Origin of the sequence: Massilia agilis (assembly GCF_024756255.1) — a bacterium.
GTDB lineage: Bacteria > Pseudomonadota > Gammaproteobacteria > Burkholderiales > Burkholderiaceae_D > Telluria > Telluria agilis.
The window spans coordinates 220,058-242,147 of record NZ_JANUHB010000004.1 but is presented as its reverse complement, the minus strand read 5'-3'; the positions used below and the strand labels follow the sequence as shown (position 1 = coordinate 242,147).

Annotated in this window: 20 protein-coding genes; 14 read left to right on the top strand and 6 right to left on the bottom strand. The window is 65.7% G+C overall.

Translation table 11 applies throughout. From position 1 onward, the window contains the following. Positions 1–84 precede the first annotated feature (84 nt). Entirely contained in the window at positions 85–1,452 is a 1,368-nt protein-coding gene (ffh, locus tag NX774_RS17685; RefSeq protein ID WP_258823581.1) for a signal recognition particle protein, read from the top strand. Positions 1,453–1,797: 345 nt separating this feature from the next. After that, positions 1,798–2,199, top strand: a complete 402-nt coding sequence (locus NX774_RS17680; protein ID WP_258823580.1) for an SWIB/MDM2 domain-containing protein — start codon at positions 1,798–1,800, stop codon at positions 2,197–2,199. Between the two features lie 341 nt (positions 2,200–2,540). Here the strand turns inward: NX774_RS17680 and NX774_RS17675 are convergent, their stop codons facing one another. Together NX774_RS17675 and NX774_RS17670 are read right to left on the bottom strand one after the other, a co-directional pair. Further along, entirely contained in the window at positions 2,541–3,107 is a 567-nt protein-coding gene (locus NX774_RS17675) for a lytic transglycosylase domain-containing protein (protein WP_258823776.1), read from the bottom strand. Positions 3,108–3,178: 71 nt separating this feature from the next. Then, positions 3,179–4,912 carry a proline--tRNA ligase gene (locus NX774_RS17670; protein WP_258823579.1) on the bottom strand — a complete coding sequence of 578 codons (1,734 nt, stop codon included), beginning with the start codon at positions 4,910–4,912 and terminating at the stop codon, positions 3,179–3,181. 200 nt (positions 4,913–5,112) lie between these two features. On the opposite strand from NX774_RS17670, the gene NX774_RS17665 reads away from it, so the two are divergent. The 4 genes from NX774_RS17665 (at position 5,113) to NX774_RS17650 (ending at position 8,330) form a co-directional block, all read left to right on the top strand. Further along, entirely contained in the window at positions 5,113–5,721 is a 609-nt protein-coding gene (locus tag NX774_RS17665; protein ID WP_258823578.1) for an RNA pyrophosphohydrolase, read from the top strand. Between the two features lie 99 nt (positions 5,722–5,820). Beyond that, positions 5,821–7,353, top strand: coding sequence for a retroviral-like aspartic protease family protein (locus tag NX774_RS17660; RefSeq protein WP_258823577.1), 1,533 nt, complete (start codon positions 5,821–5,823; stop codon positions 7,351–7,353). Beyond that, a complete protein-coding gene (locus NX774_RS17655) occupies positions 7,350–7,841 on the top strand; it encodes a hypothetical protein (protein ID WP_258823576.1) in 492 nt (163 codons plus the stop codon). Before NX774_RS17660 ends, NX774_RS17655 begins: the two co-directional genes overlap by 4 nt. Positions 7,842–7,901: 60 nt before the next feature. After that, positions 7,902–8,330, top strand: coding sequence for a DUF1841 family protein (locus NX774_RS17650; RefSeq protein ID WP_258823575.1), 429 nt, complete (start codon positions 7,902–7,904; stop codon positions 8,328–8,330). Positions 8,331–8,523: 193 nt separating this feature from the next. On the opposite strand, the gene NX774_RS17645 is transcribed toward NX774_RS17650, so the two are convergent. Together NX774_RS17645 and NX774_RS17640 are read right to left on the bottom strand one after the other, a co-directional pair. After that, positions 8,524–8,862 carry a c-type cytochrome gene (locus NX774_RS17645; protein WP_258823574.1) on the bottom strand — a complete coding sequence of 113 codons (339 nt, stop codon included), beginning with the start codon at positions 8,860–8,862 and terminating at the stop codon, positions 8,524–8,526. A gap of 10 nt (positions 8,863–8,872) precedes the next feature. Beyond that, complete coding sequence (locus NX774_RS17640; RefSeq protein ID WP_258823573.1) at positions 8,873–9,202, bottom strand: c-type cytochrome; 330 nt, start codon at positions 9,200–9,202, stop codon at positions 8,873–8,875. 181 nt (positions 9,203–9,383) lie between these two features. On the opposite strand from NX774_RS17640, the gene NX774_RS17635 reads away from it, so the two are divergent. The 6 genes from NX774_RS17635 (at position 9,384) to NX774_RS17610 (ending at position 15,204) form a co-directional block, all read left to right on the top strand. Beyond that, positions 9,384–10,238, top strand: a complete 855-nt coding sequence (locus tag NX774_RS17635) for an AAA family ATPase (RefSeq protein ID WP_258823572.1) — start codon at positions 9,384–9,386, stop codon at positions 10,236–10,238. Beyond that, entirely contained in the window at positions 10,235–10,825 is a 591-nt protein-coding gene (locus NX774_RS17630) for a GNAT family N-acetyltransferase (RefSeq protein ID WP_258823571.1), read from the top strand. Before NX774_RS17635 ends, NX774_RS17630 begins: the two co-directional genes overlap by 4 nt. Positions 10,826–10,832: 7 nt before the next feature. Then, positions 10,833–12,002 carry a vWA domain-containing protein gene (locus NX774_RS17625; protein ID WP_258823570.1) on the top strand — a complete coding sequence of 390 codons (1,170 nt, stop codon included), beginning with the start codon at positions 10,833–10,835 and terminating at the stop codon, positions 12,000–12,002. A 166-nt stretch (positions 12,003–12,168) separates the two neighbouring features. Beyond that, entirely contained in the window at positions 12,169–13,362 is a 1,194-nt protein-coding gene (locus tag NX774_RS17620) for a cation:proton antiporter (protein WP_258823569.1), read from the top strand. After that, a complete protein-coding gene (locus tag NX774_RS17615; RefSeq protein ID WP_258823568.1) occupies positions 13,352–14,482 on the top strand; it encodes a YbdK family carboxylate-amine ligase in 1,131 nt (376 codons plus the stop codon). The genes NX774_RS17620 and NX774_RS17615 overlap by 11 nt, the downstream gene beginning before the upstream one ends. A gap of 41 nt (positions 14,483–14,523) precedes the next feature. Next, a complete protein-coding gene (locus NX774_RS17610; RefSeq protein WP_258823567.1) occupies positions 14,524–15,204 on the top strand; it encodes an ArsR/SmtB family transcription factor in 681 nt (226 codons plus the stop codon). Positions 15,205–15,328: 124 nt separating this feature from the next. Here the strand turns inward: NX774_RS17610 and NX774_RS17605 are convergent, their stop codons facing one another. Next, positions 15,329–16,309, bottom strand: a complete 981-nt coding sequence (locus tag NX774_RS17605) for a gamma-glutamyl-gamma-aminobutyrate hydrolase family protein (protein ID WP_258823566.1) — start codon at positions 16,307–16,309, stop codon at positions 15,329–15,331. Positions 16,310–16,397: 88 nt separating this feature from the next. Next, positions 16,398–17,219, bottom strand: coding sequence for a response regulator (locus NX774_RS17600; protein ID WP_258823565.1), 822 nt, complete (start codon positions 17,217–17,219; stop codon positions 16,398–16,400). Positions 17,220–17,361: 142 nt separating this feature from the next. Here NX774_RS17600 and NX774_RS17595 point away from each other — a divergent pair, with 142 nt between their 5' ends. Both NX774_RS17595 and parC read left to right on the top strand, forming a co-directional pair. Then, positions 17,362–19,359 (top strand): DNA topoisomerase IV subunit B, encoded by a 1,998-nt coding sequence (locus NX774_RS17595; RefSeq protein WP_258823564.1) that lies wholly within the window; start codon positions 17,362–17,364, stop codon positions 19,357–19,359. A 153-nt stretch (positions 19,360–19,512) separates the two neighbouring features. After that, positions 19,513–21,864: a DNA topoisomerase IV subunit A gene (gene parC, locus NX774_RS17590; RefSeq protein WP_258823563.1), complete on the top strand. Its 2,352-nt coding sequence runs from the start codon at positions 19,513–19,515 to the stop codon at positions 21,862–21,864. Positions 21,865–22,090: the final 226 nt, after the last annotated feature.

The window sequence follows — 22,090 nt, the reverse complement described above, 5'->3', positions numbered from 1 at the left end:
CCCGTCTTATCGGGTAAAATGACGGTTTCGTCCGGACTGCCCTGGCGGCAACGTCCGACTCAACCATCTGAATAGTAGATAGCCATGCTGGATAACCTTACCCAACGCCTTGCCAAGGTCGTCAAGACGATGCGCGGCGAGGCGCGCCTGACTGAATCGAACACCGCCGAGATGCTGCGCGAAGTGCGCCTGGCGCTGCTCGAGGCCGACGTGGCGCTGCCGGCCGTGCGCGAGTTCATCGGCAAGGTCAAGGAAAAAGCGCTGGGCGAGGAAGTGATCGGTTCGCTGTCGCCGGGCCAGGCGCTGGTGGGCGTGGTGCAGCGCGAGCTGGCCGCGCTGATGGGCGCCGACCTCGGCCCCGAAGCCTCGCAGCTGTCGTTCGCGCAGCAGCCGCCCGCGATCATCCTGATGGCCGGCCTGCAGGGCGCGGGTAAAACCACCACCACCGGCAAGCTGGCCAAGTACCTCAAGGAAGAAAAGAAGAAAAAGGTGCTGACGGTTTCGGCCGACGTGTACCGCCCTGCTGCAATCGCCCAGCTCGAGGCCGTGACCAAACAGGTCGGCGCCGACTTCTTCCCGACCACCACCACCGACAAGCCGGTGGACATCGCCAGGAACGCGCTGGACTGGGCGCGCAAGCACTACCACGACGTGCTGATCATCGACACTGCCGGCCGCCTGGGTATCGACGAAGCGATGATGAAAGAGATCGCCGAGGTGCACGCGGCGGTCAAGCCGATCGAGACCCTGTTCGTGGTCGACGCCATGCTCGGCCAGGACGCGATCAACACGGCCAAGGCCTTCAACGACGCGCTGCCGCTGACCGGCGTGGTGCTGACCAAGCTCGATGGCGACTCGCGCGGCGGTGCGGCGCTGTCGGTGCGCCACGTGACCGGCAAGCCGATCAAGTTTGCCGGCGTGTCCGAAAAGCTCGACGGCCTGGAGCCGTTCGATCCGGCGCGCATGGCCAACCGCATCCTGGGCATGGGCGACATCCTGGCCCTGGTCGAAGAAGCGCGCAAGGGCGTGGACATGAAGGCGGCCGCGGACCTGGCCACCAAGATCAAGTCCGGCGCCCGGTTCGACATGAACGACTTCAAGGCGCAGCTGGCGCAGATGAAGAAAATGGGCGGCATGGCCGGCCTGATCGACAAGCTGCCGGCGCAGTTCCAGCAGGCCGCCGGCAATGCCAACATGGACCAGGCCGAAAAGCAGGTGCGCCGGATGGTGGGTATCATCGATTCGATGACCCCGGCCGAACGCGCCAAGCCCGAGCTCATCAAGGCCAATCGCAAGCGCCGCATCGCAGCCGGCGCCGGGGTGCAGGTGCAGGACGTGAACCGCATGCTGTCGCAGTACGAGCAGATGAACGCGATGATGAAGAAGCTCAAGGGCGGTGGCCTGATGAAGATGATGCGCGGAATGAAGGGGATGATGCCGGGGCTGCGGTAAGCGCCGAACCAGCGTCATTACCGGCAGTCGCAAACCCAAGAACGTCGTTCCCGCACCAGGCGGGAACCCATAGACCGCGTGAACGCACGCTCAGCATGGGTCCCCGCCTCCGCGGGGACGACGTGTTGAAGCCAACTTGAAAGAGCCGTGGAAGGGCAGCCTTCCACGGCTTTTTTTCACGCATTCTCACTCTGGAAACCCGCTTTTTGCGACGAACCCCATACTCTAAGCTTGTTTAATCGAAAAAATTTCGAAAAAGACTTGCACGAACACTAAAACGACACCAATATAGGCCGGTGCGTCAATTGCGCATTTTTCTAATGTGTTCGTTTAGGAGGCTCGAAGATGGCAACAGCCAAAAAATCCGCCGCAGCGCCAGCCAAGAAAGCAGCAGCCAAGCCTGCGGCAAAACCGGCCGCCAAGCCGGCAGCAAAAAAAGCAGCTCCCGCCAAGGCAGCACCGAAAGCCGCAGCAGCCAAGAAACCCGCAGCAGCCCGCAAGCCGAACGCCGCTTTCATGAAAGCGATGACGCCGTCGGCCCAGCTGTCCGCCGTGGTCGGCTCGTCGCCGCTGCCGCGCACTGAAGTGACCAAGAAAGTCTGGGACTACATCAAGAAGCAGAACCTCCAGGACGCAGCGAACCGCCGCATGATCAATGCCGACGACAAGCTCAAGCCGGTCTTCGGCGGCAAGAGCCAGGTGTCGATGTTCGAAATGACCAAGCTCATTTCGGATCACCTGAAATAAGCAATCGCCCGGCTGTCCTAAGCCAACGAAACAGAAAAGCCCTGGCCGCGTGCCAGGGCTTTTTGTTTTCAAACGTTGGGCGGCCAACTGCGCGCTTATCACCCGCTTCTTATGAACCGTCATCCCGGCGCAGGCCGGGATCCATAGACCGCTTGCGCGGCCGCACCCGATGCACCGGCCGCGTGGCAATATGCTCAGTATGGGTCCCGGCTTTCGCCGGGACGACGTGCTAACACTAGCGGTATGGGTAGCTATATATCAGTCCAGCCGGACTTCGGGCAAACGATCCGGTATTTCAACCTGTATTGGACGCGTGGGCGGGAAACCCGCCCACCCTACGTTCAGCGCGTGGCGCTGAACTGCCACTTCTTCCACGCCGACAGCACCGCGTTGGGATACTCCGGCCGGCCGCGGCTGCCGTTGTAGCGGCCCAGCGCCAGGAACAGGTTGCCGCCTTCCATGTCGATGTACATGCGCAGGATCGAGCAGCCGTAGCGCAGGTTGGTCTGCATGTCGAACAGCGCGCGCCGGTTGTTGTCGCCGATGATGCGCGTCCAGAACGGCATCACCTGCATGTAGCCGCGCGCGCCGGCCAGCGAAATCGCATACTTGCGGTACGCCGACTCGACCTGGATCAGGCCCAGCACCAGCCCCGGATCGAGCCCGGCGCGGGTTGCCTCGTACCACGCGGATTCAAGGAATTCGCGCCGCGTCAGCTCGTCCGGCAGGCGCCGCTTGAGCCGGTCCGACATCTCCGCGTACCACGCCTGGTAGCGCGCGCGCGCGGCCTCGTCGCGAAACACCGGCTTGGGCGGCCGGTTGTCGTGGATCGCGCGCGTGAGGGCCACGCGCACCGAGTCGGCCAGCGCCTCTTCCTTCTGGTTGCCCGCATGCGCAGCCGAACCCATGCCCAGGCCCGCGACCAGCAGCAGGCGTCCAAGCCAGGCCGCTACCGCCCGGCCTTGTGCCCAGCCTGGCCTCACTTGCCCAGTTTGGCCTTGATGAAGCCGATCATCTCGGCTGCCGGCACGGCGGTGGCGGCCTCGTCGCGGCGGCCCTGGTATTCGAGGTTGCCCTCTTTCAGGCCACGCTCGCCGATCACCACGCGGTGCGGCACGCCGATCAGCTCCCAGTCCGCGAACATTGCGCCAGGACGCAGGCCGCGGTCGTCGAGGATGACGTCCACGCCGGCTGCCAGCAGCTCGGCCAGCAGGCGGTCGGCTTCCGCCTTGACCATCTCGCTGCGCTCGTACCCCATCGGCGCCAGCACCACCTCGAACGGCGCGATCGCGTCCGGCCAGATGATGCCCTTGTCGTCGTAGTTCTGCTCGATCGCCGCGCCCAGGATGCGGGTCACGCCGATGCCGTAGCAGCCCATCTGCAGCGGCGCCGGCTTGCCGGCTTCGTCCAGGTACACCGCCTCCATCTTGGCCGAGTAGGCGGTGCCGAGCTGGAAGACGTGACCCACTTCGATGCCGCGCTCGATCGCGAGCACGCCCTTGCCGTCCGGCGAAGCGTCGCCCTCGACCACGTTGCGCAGGTCGGCCACCATCGGCTCGGGGCAGTCGCGGCCCCAGTTGGCGCCGGTGAAGTGGTAACCCGCTTCGTTCGCGCCGCACACGAAGTCGGCCATGTTGGCCACGGTGCGGTCAGCCACGACCTTGACCGGCTGCCTGGTATTGATCGGACCCAGGTAGCCCGGCACGGCGCCGTAGGCGTCCACGATCTCGGCTTCGCTGGCAAAGCGGAAGGCCGACAGGCCCGGCACCTTGTTGACCTTGACCTCGTTGAGCTCGTGGTCGCCGCGCAGCAGCAGCAGCCAGTTTTCCTTGACCTGGCGGCCGTTCTCTTCCTTCTCGACGGTGAGCGCGAGGCTCTTGACGGTTTGCGACAGCTGCAGGCCCAGCATCTGGGCGACCTGCTCGCACTTGGTGGTGTCCGGGGTGGCCGCCTTGACCAGTTGCTGCGACGCGGCCGGACGCTCGCTCGACAGGGCCAGCGCTTCGGCCGCTTCCATGTTGGCGGCGTAGTCGGAGCTCGGGCAGTACACCAGCGCGTCCTCGCCGGTCTGGGCGATCACGTGGAACTCGTGCGAGTAGTTGCCGCCGATGGCGCCGGTGTCGGCCGCGACCGCGCGGAACTTCAGGCCAAAGCGGGTGAAGATCCGGGTGTAGGCGTCGAACATGGAGGCGTACGACTTTTGCATGCCTTCCACGTCCTTGTCGAACGAGTAGGCGTCTTTCATGACGAACTCGCGGCCGCGCATCAGGCCGAAGCGGGGGCGGCGCTCGTCGCGGAACTTGGTCTGGACCTGGTAGAAGTTGACCGGCAGCTGGCGGTAGCTCTTGAGCTCGCTGCGCACCACGTCGGTGACCACTTCTTCCGAGGTCGGCTGGATCGCGTAGTCGCGGCCGTGGCGGTCCTTGACGCGCATCATTTCCGGACCCATCTTGTCCCAGCGGCCGGTTTCCTGCCACAGCTCGGCCGGTTGCACGATCGGCATCGACAGTTCGATGGCGCCGGCCCGGTTCATTTCTTCACGGACGATCGCCTCGACCTTGCGGATCACCTTCAGGCCCATGGGCATGTAGGTGTAGATGCCCGAGCCGAGGCGCTTGATCATACCGGCGCGCATCATCAGCTTGTGGCTGACGATCTCGGCATCGGAGGGCGCTTCCTTGAGCGTGGAAATAAAAAAACGTGAGGCACGCATAACGATGAATTCTTTTTAAAAAGAGAGGGTTATAATCGACCTAATTTTAAAGGATTAGCTGGCTGATGCGTCCAATCTTTGCACAAATGGGTCCGATTCAAGCGCTGCGCGCCGTTCTCGCCCAGGGGAAGACCAGGGCAGACGTGGATTTATAGGTAAAAAACAAGAAGCTTCAGCCGCAGAAAGTTTCGAGGTGCACTATGCTCGATCGTGAAGGGTTCCGCCCCAACGTCGGCATCATCCTGCTCAACGCCAACAACGAGGTGTGGTGGGGCAAGCGCGTGCGCGAGCACTCGTGGCAGTTCCCGCAAGGGGGGATCAAATACGGCGAAACGCCGGAACAGGCCATGTTCCGTGAGCTGGAGGAAGAAATCGGCCTGCGCGCGGAACACGTCAAGATCGTGGGCCGTACGCGCGACTGGCTGCGCTATGAAGTGCCCGACCACTTCATCAAGCGCGAGATCCGCGGCCACTACCGCGGCCAGAAGCAGATCTGGTTCCTGCTGCGCATGGTCGCGCGCGACAACGAAGTCAACCTGCGCCTGACCGACCACCCCGAGTTCGACGCCTGGCGCTGGCATGACTACTGGGTGCCGCTGGACACGGTGATCGAATTCAAGCGCGACGTCTACCAGCGCGCGCTGCAGGAGCTGTCGCGCTTCCTGTCGCCGCAGCACGAAAGGCGGCACAACGCGCGCTACCTGCGCCAGCCGCGCGCGCCAGGCGCAAACGCCGCATCCGCCAAGCCGGCGGTGGAGGTGGAAACGGCCGCTTCCGGTCCGGAACTGGTGGCGTTGAACAAGAAGTAGTCGCAGGTACACAACAAAAAGGAGGCAGGGTGCATACCCTCGCCTCCTTTTGCTTTTTTGCTTGCCATATTTACAAGAGCGCGCGGTAGAATCGTTCTAATGTACACCTCTACTTTCTCGCGCGGCCTCGCTTTGCTGGCTGCCCTCCTGTGCGCCAGCGCCGCCAGCGCGGACGACAATCCCCCCAAGTGCCAGTACGTGATGGTGGGCGAACTGCCGTTGCGCTACAGCGGTCCCGGGTTGGCGCTCACCACCGAAGGCCGCGTCAATGGCACGCCGGCCACAGTGCTGATCAACACTGGCGGCTCCGACAATTTCCTGACACGCACGCTGACCGAGCGGCTCGACCTGCCGTTATCCATGACCGGAAAGCACGCGCTCGGCATTGGCGGCTATTCGCGCCTCTACCAGACGCGGCTGAGCGAATTTGCCGTCGGGCCCGCCCGGGCCGGGAAGGGCCACTTCATGGTGCTGGGCGACACGGGCGCGCCACCGCCCTATGACGCCACGGTTGGCGCGCCTTTCCTGCTGCAGGCGGACATGGAGGTTTCGCTGGCCGAGAAGAAGCTGCGCTTTTTCCGTCCGCGCGACTGCGGCTCGACCTTCCTCGGCTACTGGAGCCAAGACGTCTTTACCCTCCCCTACGTGAACCACTTCGGGAGCAATCCCAACCCACACTTCATGATCGAGGTGAACGGCAAGGAGATGACCGCCCAGATCAGCACAGGTGCGGCGAGCACGGCGATCATGTCGAGTGCGGCGCGGAAGGCCGGCCTGAGGCTTGATTCGCCAAACTCCGCGCGCATGTCGGATGTGACAGGTGTGGGGACCGACCGGGTAGGCCGCTGGAGCACGACGCTGGACACCCTCAAGATCGGCGCCGAGGTGGTGCGCAACGCCGAGATCGAAGTGCTCGACACGAGCGATCCGTCGAACGCCGATGTGCTGCTGGGCGACGACTTCCTGCGCGCGCACCGGGTACTGTTCGCGATGAGCCAGGGGAAGTTGTACATCTCCTACCTTGGCGGCGAGCCGTTCAAGCTGCACCGCGGCCTGGAGCCATGGGTCGTGCAGGAAGCGGAATCGGGCAACCCGGACGCCCAGCTGGTGATGGCCGGGGTGTATCGCGCCGGACGGGCGGTGCCGAGAGACGACAAACAGGCCGATGCGTGGCTGGAGAAGGCTGCGGCGCTCGGCCATCCTCAAGCGAACCTGCAACTGGGCCGCAGGCTGATGGCGCAGCACCGCTACGCCGACGCAGCCGGCCACCTGCGCCGCGCGCTCGATGCCCAGCCGGCGAGCCGTGCCAGCGCGCTCTGGCTGTACATCGCCCGCCTACGAAACGGCCAGCCCGATCTGGCGAAGCAGGAACTGGAGGCTGCCTTCTCGCGCGGCGAGCGTGGCGACTGGCCCAGTCCCATCGCCGACTTCTACCTTGGAAAAATCGACGCTGCCGCCCTGCTGGACGCGGCCGGCAAGGAATCGGACCTGTCCAAGGCGCGCACCTGCGCCGCCACTTTGTTCATGTCCGAGTTATACGGCGCGCGCGATGACACGGCGCAGGCCGAGGCCACGCTGGCATCGTGGCGCGCCCACTGTGCTCCGGCCGCGCAAACGGCGTCGGCAAAATGAAGCTTGTCGCAACCCGGCACGGCAAGGCCGACAAATACGACAGCCTGCGCTGCATCCGGCGCGACGGCAGCGAAGCGTCGGCGCAAATGCCGCGCCAGGGTATCCTGCCGCATGACCTGATCCATTACGTGGTCGAGTCGGCGCTGGGCACCCGGCACGGGTTCCTCGGGCTGGTGGCTGCCGGGCAGGACATCGCCTTTTTGATGGAGTACCTGCACGACCCGCACAACCGCGCCGCGGCCGACGAGGCCATCCAGGTCGAGGCGCTGGTCGAGAGCCTGCAGGCGCAGCTATGGAGCGGAACGTTCGACGAGGCGATGTTCGCCGAAGGCCTGCAGGGCGCCTGCGCCGCGCGTGGCCGCGCCGTGCCGGACCTGTCGGGCGTGGACGTGCAGCGCGCGCTGTACGAGCGTGTGCTCGAACTGAACGCGCGCTGGCAGCAGGTGCCGTTCCACGGCAGCCTGGAACTCACGCTGGAACACGCGTAAGGCACGGCGCGAGGGGGCGCGCTACAATGGCGCCTCGCTCCACTTTCCCGCTTGCGCATCATGTTCACGCCCTCTTCCCACGACGTTCGCCGCTTCTTCTGCGAAGCCTACCGCAAGCACCGCGCCGGCGAGGTGCTCACGCCGATGGACGCCATTGCCGCCGACTGGATCGCCCAGCACCCGGAATACCACGAGGCGCTGTCGGACGCCGAGGAGGCGGTCGCGCGCGACTACTCGGTGGAGGGCGGGCAGCCGAACCCGTTCCTGCACCTGTCGATGCATTTGTCGATCAGCGAGCAGGTGTCGATCGACCAGCCGCGTGGCATCAAGGCGGCGCACGACCTGCTCGCCGCGCGCGTGGGCGAGCACGAGGCGCATCACGAGATCATGGAGTGCCTGGGCGAGATGATCTGGACGTCGCAGAGGTCCGGGCTGCCGCCGGACCAGGAGGCGTACATCGATTGCGTGCGCCGGCGCGCGAGCCGATGACCGTAGATACCCCAGACCGTCGTTCCGGCGAAGGCCGGAACCCATAACCCGCTCGCGCCACCGCGCATTCGTTGAGGCCGCAGGGCCGGGACACTCAGCATGGGTCCCGGCTTTCGCCGGGACGACGGGTTGGGCCTGACGATGAAAAAAGCCACGCGACGCGTGGCTTTTCGTTTTTACGCAGCCGAGTAAATCAACGGTGCGACGTCAGGTTCGACGGCAGGCTCGCGAGGTAAGCCGCGATGTCGGCCTTGTCCTTGTCCGACAGCGGCGCGGCCATGCCGGCCATGATCGGGTTGTTGCGGCCGAAGGCCTTGCCGCCGCGCTGGTAGGCGGTCAGCGCGTGCGTCAGGTAGTCGGCGTGCTGGCCGGCCAGCTTGGGATAGCTCGGGTCGATCGGGCTCTTGAAGTCGGCGCCGTGGCACGAGGCGCAGTTGTACTTCTTGGCCAGCGCTTCGCCGTTGGCGGCGTCGGCCGCGTACACGTTCATCGAGATGGCGCCGAAGATCAGCGCGGTGATCAGTTTTTTCATGGCGCTGTCCTTATTTGCCGGGCTGTTGTTGGGAGTAGAACGCTGCGACGTCCGCAATGTCCTGGTCGGACAGGGCGCCGGCGATGCCGTTCATCGAAGGATGCTTGCGGTCCCCCTTTTTGTAAGCATGCAGGGCGGCTTCGATGTACTTGGCAGACTGCCCGCCGATCTTGGGCACGCTGTAGACCTCCGGGAAGCTGGATTTGTAGTCGGGAATGCCGTGGCAGCCGATGCAGTTTTCTACCTTGCCCTTTCCGGCGTTGGCGTTTCCGACGACATCAGCTCCGAAGGCGGCCTGGGCACAGCCAGCGAGCACGAGTACTGCTAAAAGTTTTTTCATGGTGGGCAATCGGTTAAGGGGGTGAATCGATACCGCAAACGTTAAAAAAGTTAGCATTTGTACTACCAGCGCCCGATTCTATCCGAAGACTTTGTTATCGTCTATAAACGGTGCAACATCGACAGCGATGGCCTCGGAACTGGCTTATACTCGAATAATTCATTCTTTTTTGTTGACGCGTATGCAAGCACCTCATCGCTTCGAAGGCACCGACAGCTACGTCGCCACCGACGACCTGAAGCTGGCCGTAAACGCCGCCCTGACATTGGCACGCCCGCTCCTGATCAAGGGCGAACCGGGCACCGGCAAGACCATGCTGGCCGAGGAAGTGGCGGCCGCATTGAACCGCCCGCTGCTGCAGTGGCACGTCAAGTCCACCACCAAGGCGCAACAGGGCCTGTACGAGTACGACGCTGTGTCGCGGCTGCGCGATTCGCAGCTGGGCGACGAGCGCGTGCGTGACATTCATAACTACATCGTCAAGGGCGTGCTGTGGCAGGCCTTCGCGTCCGACGAGCCCGTGGTGCTGCTGATCGACGAAATCGACAAGGCCGACATCGAGTTCCCCAACGACCTGCTGCGCGAGCTGGACCGGATGGAGTTCTACGTCTACGAGACGCGCCAGATGGTGGTGGCCAAGCACCGGCCGCTGGTCATCATCACCTCCAACAATGAAAAGGAACTGCCGGACGCCTTCCTGCGCCGCTGCTTCTTCCACTACATCAAATTCCCGGACAAGGAGACGATGGCCGACATCGTCAAGGTCCACTTCCCGCACCTGAAGCAGGACCTGCTGGCCGCCAGCCTGCAAAGCTTTTACGAGCTGCGCGACGTGCCGGGGCTGAAGAAGAAGCCGTCCACGTCCGAGCTGCTGGACTGGCTCAAGCTCCTGCTGGCCGAGGACATTCCTCCGGACGCGCTGCGCAGCCAGGACGCGAAAGCGATCGTGCCGCCGCTGGCCGGCGCGCTGCTCAAGAACGAGCAGGACGTGCACCTGTTCGAGCGGCTGGTGTACATGTCGAGGACCAACCGATGATCGAGGTGAAGCCGGTCACCCTGGAGTTCAACGGCGTGCGGCTCGAGCCGCTGGCGCCGCACCACGCCGACGGCCTGCGCGCCGCCGCCGCGGACGGCGAGCTGTGGAACCTGCGCATCACTTCGGTGCCGGAGCCGCACAACGTGGAACAGTACATCCGCGACGGGCTCGAGATGCGCGACCGGCTGCCGTTCGCGGTCGTCGACGCCTCGACTGGCGCGGTGATCGGCACCACCAGCTACCACGACATCGTGCCGCGCATCGACCGCGTGGAAATCGGCTGGACCTGGTACGCGAAAAGCCGCCAGCGCAGCCATGTGAACACGAGCTGCAAGCTGCTCCTGCTGTCGCACGCGTTCGATACGCTCGGCTGCGCGGTCGTGGGCCTGCGCACCGACATCTTCAACCACGCGTCGCAGCAGGCCATCGAGCGGCTGGGCGCGAAGAAGGACGGCGTGATCCGCCACCACCACCCGCGCCGCGACGGCACGGTCCGCGACACGGTCATGTACAGCATCCTGCGCGGCGAATGGCCAGAGATCAAATCGCAGCTGCACTACAAGCTGGCGCAGCACGCGCGCGGCTGATGGCACCATGCTGATCGACTTCTTCTTCACGCTGCGCGACGCCAAGGTCCCGGTCACCATCCGCGAGTTCCTGACGCTGCTGGACGCCTTGCAGAAGAACGTGATCGCCCCGTCGCTGGACGAGTTCTACTACCTCGCGCGCCTGACGCTGGTGAAGGACGAGGCCCACTTCGACAAGTTCGACCGCGCGTTCGGCGCCTACTTCAAGGGCATCGACGCGGTGTTCGACACCAAGGCCGACATCCCGCTCGACTGGCTGATCAAAAGGCTGGAGCGCGAGCTCACGCCGGAGCAGATCGCGCAGATCGAAAAGCTCGGCTACGACAAGCTGATGGAACGCCTGAACCAGCTGCTCAAGGAGCAGAAGGAGCGGCACGAAGGCGGCAGCAAATGGATCGGCACCGGCGGCACCTCGCCGTTCGGGAACGGCGGCGCCAACCCGGAAGGCATTCGCATCGGCGGCAAGGGCGGCAGGCGCAGCGCGGTCAAGGTGTGGGAGCAGCGCAGCTACCGCGACTATGACGGCGAGCGCGAACTGGGCATCCGCAACATCAAGGTGGCGCTGCGCCGGCTGCGCCGCTTTGCGCGCCAGGGCGCGGCCGAGGAACTGGCGCTGGACGAGACCATTCGCGCGACCGCCAGCAACGCGGGCTACCTCGACATCCGCATGCAGCCCGAGCGCAAGAACCGCATCAAGGTGCTGATGCTGCTGGACGTGGGCGGCACGATGGACGACCACATCGAACGCACCGAGGAACTGTTCTCGGCCGCGCGCACCGAATTCAAGAACATGGAGTTCTACTACTTCCACAACTGCGTGTATGACTACCTGTGGAAGCACAACCGCCGCCGCCACGCCGAGCGCTTTCCCACCTGGGACGTGCTGCGCAAGTACCCGCCCGACACGCGCCTGATCTTCGTTGGCGACGCGACCATGAGCCCGTACGAGATTTTGCAGCCGGGCGGCTCGGTCGAGTACAACAACGAGGAAGCCGGGGCCGAATGGCTGGCGCGCTTTTGCAATGCCTTCCCCAAGTTCGCGTGGCTCAATCCGGAACCCGAGAACCTGTGGCAGTACCGGCAGTCGATCGCGATCATCCGGCAGATCGTGAATAACCGGATGTTCCCGGTGACGATCGATGGGCTGGAGCGGGCCATGCGGACGTTGAGCCGGTAGGGTCGGCGGGTTTCCCGCCCACGCGTTCAAGCGGCTCGTGTTATATCGCGGCGCCATTGGGGCCGGTTGAACGCGTGGGCAGAATCTGCCCACCCTACGCCTTGCTCAATCGTGCGCGCCCTCCCCTCTTGTAGAATCGGCAAACCGAATTGCTAAGAGGATAAGGATGCCCAGCCTGCTCTCGATCCTGACCAGCCTTGCGTGGCCCATTGCGATCACGATCGCGTGGCTGGTGGGCGAGTTCGGGCAGCGCTGGACCGGGCTGCCCCGCATCAGCTTCTATGGCGTGGCCGGCTTCGCGCTGGCCTCCACCCAGCTCGGCGTGCTGCCGGCGCCGGGCACCGACGACACCATGGCGCTGCTCGCGGACGTGGCGTTCGGCCTCATCCTGTTCGAACTGGGCTACCGCATCAACCTGCACTGGCTGCGCATCAATCCGTGGATCGGTGTGGCGGGGCTGGTGGAAGCGCTGGCCACGTTCGCCGCCGTGTACTTCGTGGCCGTGCGCTTCGGCACACCGCAGCTCACCGCGCTGATGCTGGCCGCGCTGTCGATGGCCACCTCGCCCGCCACCGTGGTCCGCGTCATCAACGAACAGGCCAGCTCCGGCCAGGTCACCGAGCGCGCCCTGCACCTGTCGGCGCTCAACTGCGTGCTGGCCGTGTTCGCGTTCAACGCGGTGCTCGGGTTCTGGATCTTCCGCACCTCGGAAGACCTGGGCGACGCCATCTGGAGCAGCCTGGTGGTGCTGGTCGTGTCCGCGCTGGCGGGGGCGCTGCTGGGCGTGGCGGTGCCGGCCCTGCTGCGCGCGATCGGCAACGTGCGCCAGGACGCCACCGTCGCGTTTGCGCTGGCAGTGATCCTGCTGGTGGCAGTCACCTACACGGTGCGGCTGTCGCCGGTGGTGGCCACGCTCGCGTTCGGCCTCGCCGCGCGGCACCGGCGCGTGGCCTTCAGCCAGGCGCAGCGCAATTTCGGCGCGCTGGGCGAGATCCTCACCGTGCTGCTGTTCGTGTTCGCCGCCTCCACGCTGGACTGGCGCAAGGTGGTCGCGGGCGCGGCGCTCGCGCTCACGCTGGTGGCGGCGCGGCTGGTCACCAAGACCGTTGGCGTGATGCTGTTCGCGCACCTGTCCGGCGTCTCGTGGCGCAAGGGTGCGCTCACGGGGCTGGCGCTGGCGCCGCTGTCGGTGTTCGTGATCATGCTGCTCGAGCATGCGCGCCACACGGGCCTGCGGGTGGTGGACGAGCTGCTGGCCATGGCGGCCGTGACCATGCTGCTCGAGGTGTTCGGCCCGATCATCATCCAGCGCGCCCTGGTGTGGGCGCGCGAGGCACCGGAGAAGAGCCATGCCCCTTGAACCATTCGCCGCATCGCAGCCGCTCACGTTTGGCGTGGAGCTGGAACTGCAGCTGGTGAGCCTGTCCGACTTCAACCTGACCGCGGCCAGCCCCGACCTGCTGCATCTGCTGGAACGCAAACCGTTCCCGGGCAACGTCACGCCCGAGATCACCGAGAGCATGATCGAGATTAACTCGAGCGTGCACTCGCAGCACGCGCCGCTGCTGGCCCAATTGCAGGAGATCCGCGACACGCTGGTCACCGCCGGCGACACGCTCAACATCGGCATCTGCGGCGGCGGCACGCACCCGTTCCAGCACTGGTCGGAGCAGAAGATCTTTTCCAAGCCGCGGTTCCAGCACTTGTCGTCCCTGTACGGCTACCTGGCCAAGCAGTTCACGGTGTTCGGCCAGCACGTGCACATTGGCTGCGCCAGCGGCGACGACGCGCTGTACCTGCTGCATGCGCTGTCGCGCTACATCCCGCACTTCATCGCGCTGTCGGCCTCGTCGCCTTTTGTGCAGGGGCACGACAGCCTGTTCGACTCGGCCCGGCTCAATTCCGTGTTCGCCTTCCCGATGAGCGGGCGCGCGCCGTTCGTGCTGCGCTGGGCGGAATTCGAGGACGTGTACTTCGCCAAGATGGAACGCACCGGCATCATCAAGAGCATGAAGGACTTCTACTGGGACATCCGCCCCAAGCCCGAGTACGGCACCATCGAGCTGCGCGTGTGCGACACGCCGCTCACGGTGGAGCGGGCCGCCGCGCTGGCCGGCTACCTGCAGGCCCTGTGCCGGCACCTGCTGCTGCGCGAAGACCCGGCCCCGCTCGAGGACGACTACCTCGTGTACAACTACAACCGCTTCCAGGCCTGCCGCTTTGGCCTGGACGGCACGGTCACGCATCCCAAGACCTACGAGACGATGTCGCTGCGCGAGGACATTTTGCACACGCTGCGGCTGATGGAACCGCATGCGGACGCGCTGGGCAGTTACGACGCGCTGCGCGAGCTGGCCGACGTTGCGCGCGCGAACAACGACGCCACCTACCTGCGCCAGCAGGTGGAAACGCAGGGCAGCGCCGAAGGCATGGTCAACGCGGCCATCCAGCGCTTTCGGGTGGGCGAGCAGGCTTTCTGACTGGGCCTGTACTTTTCTTATGCTTCAGCTAAGATCGAAGCATGAAGGACGGACCAAACATCACGACCATCGCCGCACTGATCGGCGACCACGCGCGCGCCGAAGTGCTGACCGTGCTCATGTCCGGCATGGCGCTGACCGCGACCGAGCTGGCCGATGCTGCCGGCGTGACCCGGCAGACGATCAGCGCCCACCTGGGCCGGCTGCACGACGCCGGGCTGCTGGCAATGGAAGCGCAGGGACGGCACCGCTACTTCCGGCTGGCCAGCGACGAGGTAGCGCAGCTGCTGGAGTCACTGATGGGCGTGGCGTTCGGCACCGGCGCAGTGCGCGTGCGCTCCAGCCCGCGCGAGCCGGCTCTGCGCCGCGCACGGGTGTGCTACGACCACCTGGCTGGCGAACTGGGCGTGATGGTGTATGACGCACTGGCGCGGCGGGGAGCGTTTGCGATCGATGGCGATGGGATCGGGCTCACCAGCCAAGGCCATGCACTGGTCGGCGCGCTGGGCATTGACGTGGCTGCGCTCAATCCCGGGCGGCGGGCGCTGTGCCGGACGTGCCTGGACTGGAGCGAGCGGCGGCATCACCTGGCTGGAATGCTGGCCACCACGATGCTGAAGCGTTTCGAAGACCTGGGGTGGGGCAGACGCGTTCCCGAGTCGCGTGTGTTTGCGTTCACGGATTCCGGCGAAGCTGCGCTGCGAGCCTGGCTCGCAGCTTGACTGCCGACCAACACTCTTCTCACGTCGTTCCCGCGAAGGCGGGAACCCATAGACCGCATGAACGGACGCTCAGCATGGGTCCCCGCCTCCGCGGGGATGACGGTCTTGGGGCTGACGATACTCTTTAAAACCGCGTCTCCCGCGCCGCGCGCAGGAACTCGTCAAGCACCGGCGTGCAGTCGAGCAGTTCGGTGCCCTTGGCCCGGTGGAACTCCGGATGCCACTGCAGCCCCACCACGAAGTCCGCGCGCTGGTAACGGATCGCCTCCACCACCCCGTCCGGCTCGGACAATGCCTCCACCCGGATGTCGCGGCCCAGCTCCTTGACCGCCTGGTGGTGGATGGAGTTGACCACCGCGCGCGGCACGCCCGGGAACATCTGCGCCAGCGACGACCCCGGCGGGAACACGATCGAGTGCCGGTGCGCGTCGTAGTCGTCGTTCACGTGCGCCTGCGCGTCCGGCAGGTTGGTCGCCACGTCCTGGTACAGCGAGCCGCCGAAAGCCACGTTGATGAGCTGGCAACCGCGGCAAATGCCGAGCACGGGTTTGCCCGCGTCGATGAATTCATGCACCAGCTCCAGCTCGTACAGGTCACGCGCGCGGTCGCCGCCCCATTCCGGCCGCGTGGGCGTCTCTGAATAGGTCATTGGGGAAACGTCGGCCCCGCCCTGCAGCACCAGGCCGTCCAGGTGGCGCGCGTAGTGGCGCAAGGTGATATTGCTCGGGTGCAGCAGCCCATTGGTGTTAACCGTCGGAATCATCAGCACCAGCACGTCGCGGGACATCACCCACTGCGCGATCGATTCCTCCAGGTACTGCAGGTTCTTGCTGCGCAGGCCAGTTGCGCCGGGCTCGGGGTGGAAGATGCGCGCGGAGACGCCGATGCGCAGCGTGCGGCGCATGAAGTCGCGGCTGACACGGTCGCGCAGGGCGCGCCAGCGCGCCGCCAGCACGCGGCCGGCCAGTGCGAACGGGGTGTCGCCGTGGCGCTGGTAGCGCGGCGGGCCTTCGGGCGAGCGCCGGTCCGGAATGCGCTTGGGGCCGGGACCGCCGGGCCGCGGCGGGCCCGCGTTGTCGCCGAGCGTGTCCTTGTCGTCAGCCATGCCCCACTATAGCTTGTGCACGGCTGCGCACGATTCGGAGGATGTAACAAATCCTGCATCGCTTACGACAGCCTTCGACGGCGAATAGCTAGGGCAGCGAGAGCAGCTTGTGCAGCGCCGCCACCAGGTGCCGGTCCGCCACCGGCTTGTCGAGCAGGCCGCGCACGCCCGCGTCGCGCGCGCGCAAGCTGTCGTAGTGGAAGTTGCGGCTGACGAGGAAGATCACGGCCGTACGCACCGCCCCGCCCTGCGCCTTGATCTGGCTGCACAGCGCATACGGGTCGATGCCGGGCGTGGAGGTATTGATCATCACGAGCGACACCGGCGTCTCGTCGCACAGCCGCACCGCCGTGGGCGCGCTGTCGGTCCACTCGACCGGCTGCTTGCGCGCGCCCAGCACCTCGGCCACGTGGTCGCGGAAGGCGCCGCCCTTGTCGATGATGAGCACGGCGCCGCTGGGCGGCGGCTGGCGCCGGCTGTAGAACGCATCGACCGGCTGGTCGGCTTCAAGACGCGCGTGGCGCCGGCGGTCGGTGGACAGTGGCCGGGGCGGCGCCGCCAGCTGGCCAAGCGCCTGCTCGCGCCGGGTCATCAGCTGGGCCAGCACGCCGTGCAGGCGCGCGTCGTCCAGCGGAACGGACAGGCAGGGCCAGTGCAGCTGGTCCGGCACGCCGCCCACCACCACCGCCGGCTGCAGCGGCCCGGGCCGCGCGGACTCGAGCCGCGCCAGCGCCTGCGGGTCCGCGCCGTTGGCCACAAACAGGTCCGGCTCTTGCAAACTCTCGTCCAAGAGGCAAAAATAGCCCGGCCCCGACGCCGGCGAGCGCGTCAACGCGGCTGCCAGCCGCGCGCCCTCATCCTGGGCGAACCCGATCAGGCGTACCGCAAACGGGGGTTTTGGTGCATGCATGGCGTGGACCCAAACGAGCGTCCCCAAAACGTCCAATCTAGTCGCGATTGGGCAAAGTGACAAGGGCCGGACTGGCCCCGACTCCTTATTTTCCTACCGACAAGCTAGAATGCGCAGGCATCCGTATAAATGAAGATCCAGCATGGCGACTAAAAAACCGGCAACCGACTACAGCGAATCATCCATCCGGGTCCTGAAGGGACTCGAACCGGTCAAGCAGCGGCCGGGCATGTACACCCGCACCGAGAACCCGCTGCACATCATCCAGGAAGTGATCGACAACGCCTCGGACGAGGCGCTGGGCGGCCACTGCAAGCATATCGCCGTGACCGTCAATGGCGACGGCTCGGTGACGGTGGAGGACGACGGCCGCGGCATTCCGGTCGGCCTGCACCCGGAAGAGCATGTGCCGACCGTGGAGATCGTTTTCACGCGCCTGCACGCCGGTGGCAAATTCGACAAGGGCGCGGGCGGCGCGTACGCGTTCTCCGGCGGCCTGCACGGCGTGGGCGTGTCGGTCACCAACGCACTGTCCACCCGACTGAAGATCGAGGTGTGGCGCCGCGACGACGCCGGCAATGGCTTCCACGAGATGGCGTTCGCGGACGGCGACGTGGTCGAGCCGCTGGCCTCGCGCCCGGCCCCGCGCGACGGCAAGAAGTCCGGCACGCGCGTGACCGCCTGGCCGAACCCGAAGTATTTTGACTCGCCCAACATCCCCATGGCCGAGATGCAGCGCCTGCTGCGCTCGAAGGCCGTGCTGCTGCCGGGCGTGACCGTCACGCTCACCAACGCCAAGACCGGCGACACCCAGACCTGGCGCTACGACGAGGGCCTGCTCGGCTACCTGAACGAGGCGCTGGCACAGGTATCGAATGGCCAGCCGGTGATTCCGGTGTTCGAAGGCGCCCAGTTCGCGCCGCCCGGCGACGAAGGCTTTGCCGAAGGCGAAGGCGCGGCGTGGGTGGTGGCCTGGACCGAAGAAGGCCAGGTGGTGCGCGAGTCGTACGTGAACCTGATCCCCACGCCGTCCGGCGGCACGCACGAGTCGGGCCTGCGCGAAGGCCTGTTCGGCGCGGTGAAGAGCTTTGTGGAGCTGCACTCGCTGCTGCCCAAGGGCGTCAAGCTGCTGCCGGAAGACGTGTTCGCGCGCGTTTCGTTCGTGCTGTCGGCCAAGGTGCTCGACCCGCAATTCCAGGGCCAGACCAAGGAACGCCTGAACTCGCGCGACGCGGTGCGGCTGGTGTCCACCTTTACCAAGCCGCCGCTGGAGCTGTGGCTGAACGAGCATGTCGAGTATGGCAAGAAGCTGGCCGACCTCGTCATCAAGCAGGCGCAGTCGCGCATGCGTTCGGCGCAGAAGGTCGAGAAGAGGAAGTCGTCGGGCGTGGCTGTTTTGCCGGGCAAGCTGACCGACTGCGAGTCGAGCGACATCACGCGCAACGAGCTGTTCCTGGTCGAGGGCGACTCGGCGGGCGGCTCGGCCAAGATGGGCCGCGACAAGGAATTCCAGGCGATCCTGCCGCTGCGCGGCAAGGTGCTCAACTCGTGGGAGACCGAGCGCGACCGCCTGTTTGCGAACAACGAGATCCATGACATCGCGGTGGCGATCGGCGTCGATCCGCACGGCGAGGGCGACAGCCCGGACCTGTCGGGCCTGCGCTACGGGAAGATTTGCATCCTGTCCGATGCGGACGTGGACGGCTCGCACATCCAGGTGCTGCTGCTCACGCTCTTCTTCAAGCACTTCCCGGCCCTGTTCAACCACGGCCACATCTGCATCGCGCGCCCGCCGCTGTACCGCGTGGACGTGCCGGCGCGCGGCAAGAAGCCGATCCAGAAGCTGTACGCGCTCGACGACGGCGAGCTGCTCGCGATCGAGGACAAGCTGAAGAAGGAAGGGCTGAAGGAAGGCTCGTGGGCGATCTCGCGCTTCAAGGGCCTGGGCGAGATGAATGCCGAGCAGCTGTGGGAGACCACCATGAACCCGGACACGCGGCGCCTGCTGCCGGTGGCGCTGGGCGACTTCGGCGTGGCCGAGTCGGCCGCGCGCTTCAATATGCTGATGGGTAAAGGCGAAGCGGCCGCACGCCGCGCGTGGATCGAGGAGCACGGGAACGAGACGGAGGCGGATATCTGATCTGCTGTGCAGCTGCGCCAGCGTTCCATGGGTTCCCGCCTGCGCGGGAACGACGGTGTTTTTGGGTTAGCTCCAAAACGTCGTCCCCGCGAAGGCGGGGACCCATAGAAAATACGCCGCAGAGTTAGCCCGAACACTGACCGAATACTGATTATGTCTATCCAAGCAAACCTCTTTGAACAGCAAAACGAACCGAACGACAACGGCGAAGCGCTGATCCTGTCCACGTTCGCCGAACGCGCCTACCTCGACTACGCGGTCTCGGTGGTCAAGGGCCGCGCCCTGCCCGACGTTGCGGACGGCCAGAAGCCGGTGCAACGCCGCATCCTGTACGCGATGAACGAACTAGGCCTGGGCCCCACCGCCAAACCGCGCAAATCCGCGGCCGTGGTGGGCGACGTGCTGGGCAAGCTGCACCCGCACGGCGACCAGTCGGTGTACGACGCGCTGGTGCGCATGGCGCAGGACTTCTCGCTGCGCTACCCGCTGATCGACGGCCAGGGCAACTTCGGCTCGCGCGACGGCGACGGCGCCGCGGCAATGCGCTACACCGAAGCGCGCCTGACCCCGATCTCCCGCCTGCTGCTGGACGAGATCGACATGGGCACGGTGGACTTCCAGCCCAACTACGACGGTTCGACGCAGGAGCCGCGCACCCTGCCCGCGCGCCTGCCGATGGTGCTGCTCAACGGCGCGTCCGGCATCGCCGTGGGCCTGGCCACCGAGATCCCGTCGCACAACCTGCGCGAGGTGGCCGACGCCACGGTCGCGATGATCAAGAACCCGAAGATCACGCATGCGGAACTGATGACCTACGTGCCGGGCCCGGACTACCCCGGCGGCGGCCAGATCATCACCCCGGCCTCGACGATCGCGGACATGTACGCGACTGGCCGCGGCTCGCTCAAGGTGCGCGCGCGCTGGAAGATCGAAGAACTGGCGCGCGGCCAGTGGCAGGCGGTGGTGACCGAACTGCCGCCGGGTACCTCGGCCCAGCGCGTGCTGGAAGAGATCGAGGAACTGACCAACCCGAAGGTCAAGCTCGGCAAGAAGACGCTCACGCCGGAACAGCAGGCGCTCAAGCAAACCATCCTGTCGGTGCTCGACACCGTGCGCGACGAAGCCGGGCGCGACGCGCCGGTGCGCCTGGTGTTCGAGCCGAAGTCGAAGAACCAGGACCAGGCAGAGTTCATGAACATCCTGCTGGCGCACACGTCGCTGGAGAACTCGAGCCCGATCAACCTGGTGATGATCGGCGGCGACGGCCGCCCGCGCCAGAAGGGGCTGTCCGAGATCCTGCAGGAGTGGATCGACTACCGCTTCATCACCGTGCGCCGCCGCACCGAGTTCAGGCTGGGCAAGGTCAACGACCGCATCCACATCCTCGAAGGCCGCGAGACCGTCCTGCTCAACATTGACGAGGTGATCCACATCATCCGCAATTCGGACGACCCGAAGGAGGCGCTGATGGCGCGCTTCAGGCTCACCGAGCGCCAGGCCGAGGACATCCTGGAAATCCGCCTGCGCCAGCTGGCGCGGCTGGAAGCGATCAAGATCCAGCAGGAGCTGGCCGAACTGCGCAGCGAAAAGGAAAAGCTGCAGGACATACTGGACAACCCGAACTCGATGAAGCGCCTGATCATCAAGGAGATCGAACAGGATGCCAAGCAGTTCGGCGACGCGCGCCGCACGCTGATCGAGGAAGCGCAAAAGGCGGTGGCCGAGCAGAAGATCATCGACGAGCCGGTCACCGTGATCATCTCGGAAAAAGGCTGGGTGCGCGCGCGCACCGGCATCGGCCACGATCCGTCGCAGTTCACGTTCAAGGCGGGCGACTCGCTGTACGGCGCATTCGAGTGCCGCACGGTGGACACGCTGCTGGGCTTTGGCGACAACGGCAAGGTGTATTCGGTGCCGGTGTCGGCGCTGCCGGGTGCGCGCGGGGATGGCGTGCCCATCTCCACGCTGGTGGACCTGTCGGGCGGCGTGCGCATCCTCCACTACTTTGCCGGCAAGGCCGATACGCGCCTGGTCATGGCGAGCTCGAACGGCTTTGGCTTCATCACCAAGGCCGGCGACATGGTCAGCCGCCTGAAAGGTGGTAAATCGTTTATCACCCTGGACGAAGGCGCCGTGCCGCTGTTCCCGCGCGTGGTGCAGGACAATGCCGGCGCGATCGCCTGCCTGTCCGAAAAGGGCCGCGTGCTGGTGTTCGGCATCGACGAGATGAAGACGCTGACCAACGGTGGCCGTGGCGTGATCCTGATGGAGCTGGAACCGAAGGAGAAGCTGCTGGCCGTGCAGCCGATCAGCCCGCGCGGCGTGAACGTGCTGGGCACCTGGGCCGGCTCCAAGCCGCGCATCGTGGAGCTGTTCGGCACCGTGCTCGAGCCGCACTTCGGCAAGCGCGCACGCAAGGGCAAGCCGCTGGTCCAGAAGATCAAGGCGCAGGACCTGGCGCCGCGCTACACCGAAGGCGACGTGGCCAAGGCGCAGGCCGAGTAAAGCAGCCCCGTCGTCCCGGCGCAAGCCGGGACCCATGCTGAGTTTGCGGCTACGCGGCCTGTCTATGGGTCCCGGCCTTCGCCGGGACGACGTTGTCGTGGGCGTGAACCAAAAAAAGGGCGCCATCAAGGCGCCCAATCTCCTACTTGGATCGGAGTACGGACCGGCAGCGTACGATCGGCTGTTCCTGTGTTGGCGACAAAGGCCAGCCGGGCGTTGCTGCCGC

Coding starts and splice junctions, on each gene's coding strand:
- ffh (WP_258823581.1), top strand. CDS start 85: ATGCTGGATAACCTTACCCAACGCCTTGCCAAGGTCGTCAAGACGATG.
- NX774_RS17680 (WP_258823580.1), top strand. CDS start 1,798: ATGGCAACAGCCAAAAAATCCGCCGCAGCGCCAGCCAAGAAAGCAGCA.
- NX774_RS17675 (WP_258823776.1), bottom strand. CDS start 3,107: ATGGGTTCGGCTGCGCATGCGGGCAACCAGAAGGAAGAGGCGCTGGCC.
- NX774_RS17670 (WP_258823579.1), bottom strand. CDS start 4,912: ATGCGTGCCTCACGTTTTTTTATTTCCACGCTCAAGGAAGCGCCCTCC.
- NX774_RS17665 (WP_258823578.1), top strand. CDS start 5,113: ATGCTCGATCGTGAAGGGTTCCGCCCCAACGTCGGCATCATCCTGCTC.
- NX774_RS17660 (WP_258823577.1), top strand. CDS start 5,821: ATGTACACCTCTACTTTCTCGCGCGGCCTCGCTTTGCTGGCTGCCCTC.
- NX774_RS17655 (WP_258823576.1), top strand. CDS start 7,350: ATGAAGCTTGTCGCAACCCGGCACGGCAAGGCCGACAAATACGACAGC.
- NX774_RS17650 (WP_258823575.1), top strand. CDS start 7,902: ATGTTCACGCCCTCTTCCCACGACGTTCGCCGCTTCTTCTGCGAAGCC.
- NX774_RS17645 (WP_258823574.1), bottom strand. CDS start 8,862: ATGAAAAAACTGATCACCGCGCTGATCTTCGGCGCCATCTCGATGAAC.
- NX774_RS17640 (WP_258823573.1), bottom strand. CDS start 9,202: ATGAAAAAACTTTTAGCAGTACTCGTGCTCGCTGGCTGTGCCCAGGCC.
- NX774_RS17635 (WP_258823572.1), top strand. CDS start 9,384: ATGCAAGCACCTCATCGCTTCGAAGGCACCGACAGCTACGTCGCCACC.
- NX774_RS17630 (WP_258823571.1), top strand. CDS start 10,235: ATGATCGAGGTGAAGCCGGTCACCCTGGAGTTCAACGGCGTGCGGCTC.
- NX774_RS17625 (WP_258823570.1), top strand. CDS start 10,833: ATGCTGATCGACTTCTTCTTCACGCTGCGCGACGCCAAGGTCCCGGTC.
- NX774_RS17620 (WP_258823569.1), top strand. CDS start 12,169: ATGCCCAGCCTGCTCTCGATCCTGACCAGCCTTGCGTGGCCCATTGCG.
- NX774_RS17615 (WP_258823568.1), top strand. CDS start 13,352: ATGCCCCTTGAACCATTCGCCGCATCGCAGCCGCTCACGTTTGGCGTG.
- NX774_RS17610 (WP_258823567.1), top strand. CDS start 14,524: ATGAAGGACGGACCAAACATCACGACCATCGCCGCACTGATCGGCGAC.
- NX774_RS17605 (WP_258823566.1), bottom strand. CDS start 16,309: ATGGCTGACGACAAGGACACGCTCGGCGACAACGCGGGCCCGCCGCGG.
- NX774_RS17600 (WP_258823565.1), bottom strand. CDS start 17,219: ATGCATGCACCAAAACCCCCGTTTGCGGTACGCCTGATCGGGTTCGCC.
- NX774_RS17595 (WP_258823564.1), top strand. CDS start 17,362: ATGGCGACTAAAAAACCGGCAACCGACTACAGCGAATCATCCATCCGG.
- parC (WP_258823563.1), top strand. CDS start 19,513: ATGTCTATCCAAGCAAACCTCTTTGAACAGCAAAACGAACCGAACGAC.